Source organism: Chitinivorax sp. B (genome assembly GCF_005503445.1).
In the GTDB taxonomy this organism is placed as follows: domain Bacteria; phylum Pseudomonadota; class Gammaproteobacteria; order Burkholderiales; family SCOH01; genus Chitinivorax.
Window position 1 is genome coordinate 1 of record NZ_SCOH01000073.1, and the last position, 9,876, is coordinate 9,876.

Sequence of the window (9,876 nt, forward strand, 5' to 3'; positions counted from 1 at the left end):
CCGAAGCGGGTGGTTTCGCCGAGGCTGGTGGTGTGGCGGAAGGCGCGGCCATCTGGGTAGTACTCGAAGGTCATGCTGTTGCCGCGTGGCAATACATAGCGCTTCAGCGCGTGGTTGATGCGCGGGCCGTCGGCGGTGCTGTAATAGTCGTAGTACACCGGCGCTTGCTTGCCGGCGCTGGCCAAGGGATTGGCGAACGATTTCAGGTTGCCCTGCGGGTCATACTCGTAACGGAAGGTACGGCCCGTCCAGTCGGCAATACTGGCGATGCGCTCGCCGCTGTAGGTCAGGTTGAGGCGGCGCCCCAGCGCATCCACCACCCCGGTCAGGCGTGGGCCGTCATAGCCCAGGCTCAGCCGGTTGCCGTGGCGGTCGTCGATGAACATCAGCCGCGACAGTTCATTGACTTTGCCCTGCATGCTTTCGAAGGAATAGGCCAGGCCATTGGGTTCGGTGATCACATACAGGCCATTGGGCAGGCGCTGCATCGTGAAGTAATAGCCATCCGGTACTTTGAAATCCGTGCGGCCAGGGGTGATGCCATCGGCAGTACCCTGGATCATGATGGCCTTGCTGGCCCCACTACCGTCAGTCCAGACCACCTTGGTGGTCAGCCCGTCTTCTTGTTTGCCGTCCTCATCGACATCCAGAAAGCGCAACGAATGATTGAAGCTGTGGGTCCAGCCAAAGCCCAGCGGGCCATCCTGCGGATTGGTACTGTTATAGCTGCGTTCAAACACCAAGGGCAGGCCGCGCCCTTTGATCGAGATGTCGCGTTCGACGTGGTAGACGTTACCGGTCACCATGCTGACCGGGTCGCCGGCCACGGTCTGCCCGGGAATCCAGCCACTGGCCGACAGGGCGGCGTTGATTCGGGGAATCGGATCGTAGCGGCTGAACAGGTCGGGGTTGTAACCGAGGAAGCCCATCAGCCCGCCATTCAGTCGGGCATTGGCATTGGCCTTGCCGAACAGGGTCACCGCCCCGGCCAGCTTGTTGATCGCGTAGCTGGCAAAGAAATTGTTGTTGGCCGCATAGTTGCCATCCGCCTGCCACACGCAGCCACGCCAATCCCCAAAGTTGACTGCCCCCAACGGTACCCGCACCCGCACGGTGTCGGGCCTGAACAACGGCGTGCTGAAATGCTTGGCCACCCCGGGGCCGCATTCGCCCAGCCGGTTCAGTGGCGGGGTCGCGCCCGGGTTATAGTAGGTCGCCAGATTGCTCTGATTGATTTCCACCACCTGGCCGCCGCCCTGGTGGTGACGCTGAATGCCGGAGATGGTCGAGATGGCATCCATGCGGGCCATCTCCTGCCAGATGTAGGACTCATAGTGCGAGGCAGCATAACCAATCAGCACGAAGGTGTCCTTGCTGGACTGGCCGGTCGTCAAATTGGTACTGCGGCTTTCCCCGCCCGGTACATCGGTCAGGAAACCCACCCGGTACACCGCATACGGCACGTCAAACAGGTAGGACACCCGCATCTGCGTGGCCGTCAGCCCGATGTGGAAACCGGACTCCCCGCTTTCCCCCGCCAGTTGGCCAATCTGTTTGCCGGCATCGGTGACATAGCGCATATAGCGCAGGCCGGTCAGGTTGAGGAATTCACCCTCGATGTCGTCGGCCGCGCTGTTCGGGTCGGCCGTGGTCTTGATGCGCGCCAGCAGTTTGGCGGTGCGGCGTTCCAGGTAGGTATCCGACGCCTGGTGCGCATACACAAACAGCGCATGGTGATTGGCCGCGCTGATGGTGTGCTGAAACGCCTTGGCGCGGCTCAGGTTCAGCTCCGGCAGTACCCAGCTCAGGGTCAGGCTGTCATTGGTCTTGCAGAGCGGCCGGGCCACCGTGCCAGCCACCTGCTCCACCCCTTCCAGCTTGAGGCTCGCCACCACCTGGATATCGCAGGGCGCGGCAGTCTGCCCAGGGTTGTTGATCCAGTGCTGCAGGGCGGTCTGCTGGGTCGCATCCGCCCCCTTGAAGGACAAGGTCAGCCGCTTGCTGGCCAGATCCGACAACCACAGGTTCAATCCGCCCCCCGGCAGATCCAGGCCGGCCACGGTCACCCGGTAGCGATGGCTGCCCGGCAATACCGCCGTATCCGGCAGGCCCGAATTCTCCCACTTGCTGTATTGATTCACACTGTACGGCAGGCTGGCCGGCAACAGATCGCGTGGCCGTTTCTGCAGCGTGCCCTGGTACGGCACATCGACGATGCTGGCATTCGGGTCGAGGCTGCGGGCAGCTTTTTCGATCTGCTGTGCGAACACCTCATGTGGCAACAGCCGATCGGTGCGCCGCAGAAAGCCACTGAAATCGAACTGCGCCGGGACAGTCATGCCTTGCTGATAGCGCAGATCTTTGAAGCTTGGGTCGAGTGGCACCCAACGTTTGCCCGTTGTGTCAGCGCCGCTGCCGCGATAATGGGTATACGGGACACACGCCTCGACCCAGACATGGTTGAAGGCGATGGCCTTGTCGTTGTACATCACCCCGCCCGCACTGCCGTTGTAGCCAGCAGCCAGCACACTGGCTGCCGCCGGGATGGTTTTAGCGCCTATCCAGCGCAATACGCGCGGGTCGCTGGCCGCAAACACCACCTGGCCACGCACGTAGCGGGACGGGATGCCCGATGCCCGCAGCAGCGAGATCAGCAGGCTGGCCTGATCGGTCGGGCCGCCTGAGCGCGACAGCAAGGTGGCCTGTGCGCCTTTCAGTGCCCCGTAATACGGCTGGAACTGCACCTCGTTGGACACAAACTCGAACAGCTTCGCCGGCGCGTTGCCAAGCTTGCTGGCCAGCTCCCGGATATCTGCCGTCGCTTCGGTATCGGCCACTGTTTGCAGATCTGCCGCCTGGCTGCCGCAATCGGTCTGGGCTGCGGCCAGCGTGGCGTTGCGCGGGGCCAGCCGCTCGAACGCAGGCAGCAGCGCTCGGGCCTGCGCGGTCACGACCGGCAAGTCAGTGGCCAAGGGCGCAGCGCTACCGCTGACCTGGTCAATGGTCGGTACTGGTTGATTCGATACCGCCACCCGCTGGGCCGCGGCCTGTTGCCAGTGGTGCAGGCGTTGCTGCAGGGCGGCCAGTGCGGGTGGCTCGTTGACCGAACCGGCATCGACCATCAGCCGGGTCAGGTCCTGCCGTAGCGCCTCAAACCGCTGGTCGATCTGCGCGGCCAGGCCATGGCGACCCGCCGCCTGGGACTGCAGCGTGGTCAGGCGCGTGGCGGTGTCGGTCTGTAACTGCTTCAATGCCGCCAGCCGGCGAGTCAGCTGTCGGGTGAAGCTGTCCGTGTTCAGCGGTTGCTCGGCACCGGCGGGCAGCGGGTGGAACGCAGTCATCGCCGGCTGGCGACGGCTCAGCATTTCCTGCAATTGCGTCAACTCGTGGTCGAGGCGGGTTGCCAACGGGTCGTCCAGCGTATTGGCGACCCGTGACTGCACCACCTGGGCCAACGTGTCCGGCGCAGGGGCCAGCGCGGCCTCCGCCAACGGCAGGCTGGCGAACAGCGCCACGCCCAGTAGGCCACCCAACGGCAAGTATCGTGTTTTGATTGGCATGCAACATATCCTGGCGCAACCGCGCCGACCGGCGGGCAATCGGCGGCCCGCGGCAGTCAAGCTGTCGGTATCTGGTAAGGGGGAATCCGGTAACGCATGAGCCGGCAGGTAGCCGGCGCGGCAGATCAGGGGATGGCCATGAATCAGTCTTCCAGCATCAGGATCAGCTGCAGCAACTTACGATCCACACCCCGTGTGACCGTGAGCACAGCCGGTACCGTTTTGACGTCACCCGCCGCATTGCTGAGCTGGTAGCGGAAGGGGTAGCGGCCCACCTGTGTTGGCGTACCCGATATCTGGCCGTTCGCCGCATCCAAGGTCAACCCCAGCGGCAGGTTGCCATCAAGCAGAGACCAACGATTGACCTGCTCGATGCCACGGGTCGGCAAGGTGTCGGTAAACGGTTTGTCGCGGGTGAGATAGCGCTCGTACCCCAGCTGGACGTTGACGCCCAGCACCGCACGACCGTTATCAACACTGGCCGGTCGTTCGGCAACGGTGCTGGAGGTGTTGAGGATCGCCTCGACACTGTCCGGCACCCCGTCCTTGTCGGTATCCAGCAACAGCTTGGCTGGCCAGCTCTGCAAGGCACTGGCGGTCAGCAACGGATCACCGCCCCAACTACCATCGGCCTGTTGTTTGCTCAACAGGAAGGCCTGCGCTTTTTGCACGCTGCCATCGGCTGGCCCCTTCTCGGCGGCCAACGCTTGTGCGGCCAGCGCAGTTTCCAGCACTGTGCCATTCGGGGCGCCGAATCCACCGCTGGCGAGTTGTTGAGCACTCAGCCAATTGATGCCGTTGGCCAGGCTGGTCGGTTGCGGATGTTTGGCTTTGGCAGTGCTCAGCGCCATCACGTTAACGGCCGTGGGCAACACGTCGCTGCCGGTCGCCGCCTCCAGCCCGGAGCCCGCCCACACTTTGTCCAGCGGGCCATAGCCCCAGCCTCCGTCTGCCTGCTGGGCGCCCACCAATAGCGCCAGGCCCTCCGCTAATTTGGGCAGGGTCACCTTGCTGCGCTGTACGGCAAGCAGAACCAGCCCGGTATCGGGTGAGCTGGCGCGATATTGCGGGTAGATCCCCCAGCCGATCGCGGTCGAATCAGCGCCCTGCATCAACTCCGCCAACGGGCGCGACACATTCAGGCCGCGCTCACCCAGCGTACCAAGGCTGCGACTGAGGGCGTCGTGATTGTCGGCAGGGGCGTTGGCCAGCCAACTGACCCCGCGATCAGCCGCCACCCCCTTGACCCCGAATCGCGCAAAGGCATCCAGAACCAGGGCGGTCGACTGCACTGCGACACTGTCCAGCTTGCGCCAACTGCCATCGGCCTGTTGACCCCGAATCAGCCAGGCCAGTGCCCTGTCACGGGCGGCATCCAGTGGCTCAGCAGGAGCGGCCAGCGTGGGCACTGCCAGCAGCAGCATGACGATACCAGCAACTGCCATCGTCGATGGAACGGCGTTCGGCATGCTCAATCCCCATGCAACATGATGTAGCCGGGCGCGGGCGCGTTCTGGTAGGTTGGTACCACGTTGCAGGCAGCAGGAGCCGGCGATTCGCGATCCCAGTAAGCAATGGTGGTGACGGCCTTGGTGGACACAGCCGTTTTGGCAGCGGCGAACATCGTGCCGCAGACTGTCGGGGTGATGCCTTTCGAATCCGCATTCATGTTGCACAACTGCACCCAGTCCTGGCGCCAGTCTGGTAGCACAAACAACTCACCACTTTCGCTGATATACAGTTTCTGGAATTTGCCGACACACCAGATTGGGGCCGCTTCGGCGGACTGCATCATCGACAACAACAGCGCAACTGCCAAACCTGCCTGTTTCATTTTCATGGGCTCTTCCGAATTGCATTGATTGATGGCACGGCCGAGTATTCGGCATGACTTCACGATACGCCGGTTCGATTCAACTGGCTTCTAATCTGGCTTCTAATTATGTTTAAAACCAATGATTGCAAATGGGCTTGGGCTACCCAATAGCGGGAGGCACTATAGGCGCTTCACATTCGGATAGCAAAAACATGTTCATTCAGTCAATTACGAATTGAAGAATAATGATCAGTACGTATTGGGTAAATCATGAAATTTCGGGCAGGATGGCACTATTGCAAGCATCTGACATGCATTGAAATTATGTAATCAAAGCAATGCGAACATGCGCACATCAATTAAAATCAGGAAGATGTTCCAGTCAGAATTCGCGCTGAATAAAATATAGAAAATTCAGACCAATAATTACCATCAATGAGTAATTCAGAATTTTCGGAAGGTGCGATCAATTTGACAACATGAGATTCACTGTTGATCTGCTCGACCATTTGCGCGAGGAAATGATGAATCGTCAGGCTGTGATGAAATGTTCCCATTGCTTCGGCGACGTACCGTATGCTGCTTCGGTATGCCAGGGCTGTGGGGCAGAAATCGAATACGGGGTACCAAAAGCAGTCAGGATGCGCGCTGTGCTGAGCTGTGTCGTTGGGGTCAGTACCTTTGCAAGCCTGCCAAGATACGTTGGCCGGATCAGCAGCCGCTAATCCCCACCCCCGCCCCCACAACCGCCACCGCTGCACCCACTACTGCCACCATCATTGCCACCACTACAGCTACTTCCATCCGACCCGCCACTACAACCACTACTGCTGCAGCCACTGGCGCCACTGCCGGAACAACTTGCCACGTCGGCGCCGCAATAGGCCCCGCCACTGTCGGCTCCCCCGGCAACGGCCTGATTGCAATCCGGTACATAATAAAACCCACCGGGGATGGATAAAGCCAGATCCAGGCCGAAAATCAGCGGTACGCGCTTTGCACTGCGCGGTGGAATCAGCTCATCCTGACAGGCCAGATACCAGGCACGCTTGATGGCACGACGCTGCGTCTGCTCACTGCTCATCGCTGCTGCCGGGGTATGGTGCAGAAAGTAGCCAAAGGCTTGCTTGCAGAAAGACTGATAATTGCGGGTAAACAGTATGAATTCGTGCCAAAGCTCATCAACAATCCTGGATGGCATGGCGACCAATTTGCGACCTGACTGCAAGGTCATCCGAAAGTACTGGCGCAGGCCGGCTTCCACCTGCCTGACCTGTTGTTCGCTCAGCTCCGGCCGTTGTTGCTTGAAGCGTTGCAGTAGCGAACCAGGAAACTGATACTGCTGTATGAACTGCAAGCGTCGTTTCTGCACACTACGTCGCCAAGAGCGCAATGCCAGCGGCGTGCTGATCACCGCTGCCCCAGCCAGCCAGAACAACATGCTCATCCTGCCCCCAACCTTTCCAACACGTTCGCTGTCGTCGTCACCTGTGCATATTCACCCTGCAGATTGGCCATGGACAATGCATGCACATCATCAGCCGGCCAATAGCGACCGTTCAAATCGGTCAGGCCGAACGTAAAACAGGCGTCGCTGACCAACACGACCTGGTATCCCAGATTCCCTGCCATCCGTACGGTCGCTTCAACCGAGTTGCTGCTGCTCACGCCTGCCACCACCAAGGTTTGGACACCCCATACCTTCAACTGATCCGTCAACGGTGTACCAATGAATGCACTATTGGTCTGCTTTTCAATGATAGTTTCACCCGGCAGCGGTTTGGCCGCTTTCTTGAACTCGTTACCAGGCTGCCCCGGCCGGTAAGTAGATGCCGGCTCGGTGGACATGTGACGAACATGGATCAAGGGCATGCCGCGCTGCCGCCAAGCTGCCAACAAGCTGGCTACCTGTTGTTCGGCATCAGGGTGGTTACGTGCCCCCCAACTGGGGTCATCAACAGCATCTTGCAGGTCGATCAACAATAGGCAGGCGTTATGTGGCAGTACAGGCAATGGCGATAGATGGTCAGCAGATACGTGGTCGAGCAATTTGCCAAAGTGGTATTCGTCCCAGTAGCCATCTGCCGATTTCACCGATTGTCGCTTGATGCCTTCACACTGATACCCCAACTCGCCATACAAGCGCACGGCGGGCCGATTATGGGCAATCACGGTCAATTCCAGCCGGGTCAGGTGTTCGCTACGTGCCCAGTCTTCGCCGATCTGCAACAGGCGGCGGCCAATACCTTGCCGCCGATACTCGGGCAGCACCCCCACCAGTAGCGTGGCGCGGTGACGATCGCCACTGACGCTGCCACCGATCAGACGGATAAAACCCGCCAGACCGCCGTCACCATCATCAGCAACAAAGATCATGCTGTTATCGGTGTGCAACGTGGTGCGAATCGTGTCGGCCATGGTGGCCGGGCTGGGCAATCGATCACGTGCCGTCAACAACATGAAGGGGGTATCCAGCACCAATGCGCGGAACATAGCGGCGAATGCCTCTGCATCCTGTGGGTGGACTGGTCGAATGGATAAAGCAGGTAGTGTGCATGTCATGACATACAATCTACCAAATGCAACCCATGCTTGCGAGCTACATTGGTAAGGACAACGTTGGCCTGCCTGGTCAGGCCACCGCCAGGCTGTTGGTTTCTACCGCCACAATCGCCTTGGCCTGATTCATATCTTCCGCATAGCCGCAGGCATACAGGCAACACGCCAGTTGATTGACCAAGGGCGTCGGCAGCGGTTGATGGCCAGCCATGGCTTGGGTGATCCAGGTAGCGGTGGCAGATGCATCGATCGACTCGGGCAATTTGGGCAGATGGGCGATCGGTCCGATCTCCGACTCAAACAGGACTTGATGCACACCACCTTTGAACAATTCGATCTGTGGGCGACGTTTGGGGTTGGCGAATGCCTCCCCTTCCGTGCCACGCAACAACATGGCTGTGGCATCCCCCGCCGAGAAAAAATCCCGCATTTTTGTCATGTATTCAGGGTGGCTGACACTGACCAAGCGTACGCTGTCACCTTCCAACGGGTCGATCATCTTCACCAGGCTGTGTGCACTATTGCGCACACCCAAGCGGGCACGCAACGCCAGCAGATTGTTCAAGCCAGGAGATACCACCTGGGTGGGCACAAAGGCCAAACCATCGCGGTCCAATGCCTCCTGGGTTTTCGCCAAGGTAGCGGAGGGCAGAATACCCAGCTCTCGGAAAATGGTCGCCGTCCCGACACGTCCCATGCCTTCCAATGGGCCATGGACCAGTACCGGCACACCGAAACGCTGTAACAACAGCGCCAGCAACGGTGTCAGATTGGCTTGATGCCGAGCACCGTTGTAACTGGGGATGACCACTGGCAACAATTTACCACTGGGCCGGCGCAGACGGATCAGCCGATCCTCACAGGCACGAAAAAAGCCACACAACTCATCATGCGATTCCGACTTCATCCGGAAAGCAATCAACACACCGCCCAGTTCCAGCTCATCGATGCCACCATCGAGCATGGCACTGAACAATTCATAGGCTTCCGCCTCATTCAAATCTCGTGCGCCATCACGGCCACGGCCAATCTCTCGCAAAAAGCGGGGTATGTTCAGCATGCTGCACTCCATCCGGATTTATTGACTGATATGGTATACCGCTCCAGGCAACGACGAACGGTTGCCAGATGAGTGCGCCATATCTGTTATTTGTATTGTGGCTGGGTTTTCCAGCCTTTGCCGTTTGATATGGCCATGACTTGCCGAACATCGACATCGAACCGGCGCATTACGCGACCACCACTCACCGTGCCACCATGCGCTTGATCTCCGGTACACAGGAACCACAGGAAGTGCCGCATTTCAGCTGTTGCTGCAGACCGGGCAAATCCAACCCAGCATCAATACCAGCCTGGATATCTTTTGCTGATACATTCAAGCAGTTACACACGATTTGGCCCCGCCCTTCCCCTCCTTGTGGTGGTTTGTCGGCAGGTGCCAATACCCAGGCACGCAGCTCAGTGGCTGGGCGCCCCTCGGCGATCAACTCTTTCAACCAATCACGGGCAGCGGTCTCCCCTGTCAGCCGTACGCCTTCAATTTTTCCGTTGGGTCCCACCAGTACCCGTTTTGAGACCCCCCGACGTGGGTCGTTGTAGGTCATGCAATTGCCTTCATCCACCATGGCCAGTAATTGATCCAACCCGCTCAGCATGGTTGGATCAGGGGCGGCTTCACAAGCAACACGCAGGATGACGGCCGGCTCATCACGGCCAAACAAACCAACCGTGGCATAGCTGAAGCGATTCAGAAATGGCTGCAGGCTTTGTAACCGTTGTATGGCATCGCCCTTGCGCATGATCACCATCTGCCATGGCAGTATGATTTGGCTATTCGTAAAAGTGTGTGGGCGCCGGATGGTGCCAAAGATGCCGCACGACGCTAGTAAATCGTAAAAGCGTGTTGTGTTTCTTGTCAAGAGAGGCTATGATACAGCCACT

The 9,876-nt window shown here is 59.4% G+C and carries 7 protein-coding genes; all 7 read right to left on the bottom strand.

Annotation, left to right across the window (positions count from 1 at the left end):
• Nucleotides 1-3,560: DUF6531 domain-containing protein (locus tag FFS57_RS23630; protein ID WP_249384142.1), on the bottom strand; the 3,560-nt coding region annotated here is incomplete at its 3' end.
• Nucleotides 3,561-3,703: 143 nt separating this feature from the next.
• On the bottom strand, nt 3,704-5,029 hold the full coding sequence (locus tag FFS57_RS23635) for a putative Ig domain-containing protein (protein ID WP_137940295.1): 1,326 nt from the start codon (nt 5,027-5,029) through the stop codon (nt 3,704-3,706).
• 2 nt (nt 5,030-5,031) lie between these two features.
• A complete protein-coding gene (locus tag FFS57_RS23640) occupies nt 5,032-5,400 on the bottom strand; it encodes a hypothetical protein (RefSeq protein ID WP_137940296.1) in 369 nt (122 codons plus the stop codon).
• Nucleotides 5,401-6,097: 697 nt separating this feature from the next.
• Nucleotides 6,098-6,817 (bottom strand): glycine-rich domain-containing protein, encoded by a 720-nt coding sequence (locus FFS57_RS25435; protein WP_171014173.1) that lies wholly within the window; start codon nt 6,815-6,817, stop codon nt 6,098-6,100.
• Between the two features lie 2 nt (nt 6,818-6,819).
• Nucleotides 6,820-7,938: an isochorismatase family protein gene (locus FFS57_RS26180; protein ID WP_137940298.1), complete on the bottom strand. Its 1,119-nt coding sequence runs from the start codon at nt 7,936-7,938 to the stop codon at nt 6,820-6,822.
• A 70-nt stretch (nt 7,939-8,008) separates the two neighbouring features.
• The gene (gene ybiB / locus FFS57_RS23655; protein ID WP_349306751.1) at nt 8,009-8,995 is read right to left on the bottom strand and encodes a DNA-binding protein YbiB; all 987 of its coding nucleotides are present in this window, start codon (nt 8,993-8,995) and stop codon (nt 8,009-8,011) included.
• Between the two features lie 184 nt (nt 8,996-9,179).
• Nucleotides 9,180-9,734: a (2Fe-2S)-binding protein gene (locus FFS57_RS23660; protein WP_171014174.1), complete on the bottom strand. Its 555-nt coding sequence runs from the start codon at nt 9,732-9,734 to the stop codon at nt 9,180-9,182.
• Nucleotides 9,735-9,876: the final 142 nt, after the last annotated feature.

Bases quoted from the DNA above. Each gene is read 5' to 3' on its own strand.
- FFS57_RS25435 (WP_171014173.1), bottom strand. From the start codon at position 6,817: ATGTTGTTCTGGCTGGCTGGGGCAGCGGTGATCAGCACGCCGCTGGCA.
- FFS57_RS23635 (WP_137940295.1), bottom strand. From the start codon at position 5,029: ATGCCGAACGCCGTTCCATCGACGATGGCAGTTGCTGGTATCGTCATG.
- ybiB (WP_349306751.1), bottom strand. From the start codon at position 8,995: ATGCTGAACATACCCCGCTTTTTGCGAGAGATTGGCCGTGGCCGTGAT.
- FFS57_RS23660 (WP_171014174.1), bottom strand. From the start codon at position 9,734: ATGCGCAAGGGCGATGCCATACAACGGTTACAAAGCCTGCAGCCATTT.
- FFS57_RS26180 (WP_137940298.1), bottom strand. From the start codon at position 7,938: ATGACATGCACACTACCTGCTTTATCCATTCGACCAGTCCACCCACAG.
- FFS57_RS23640 (WP_137940296.1), bottom strand. From the start codon at position 5,400: ATGAAAATGAAACAGGCAGGTTTGGCAGTTGCGCTGTTGTTGTCGATG.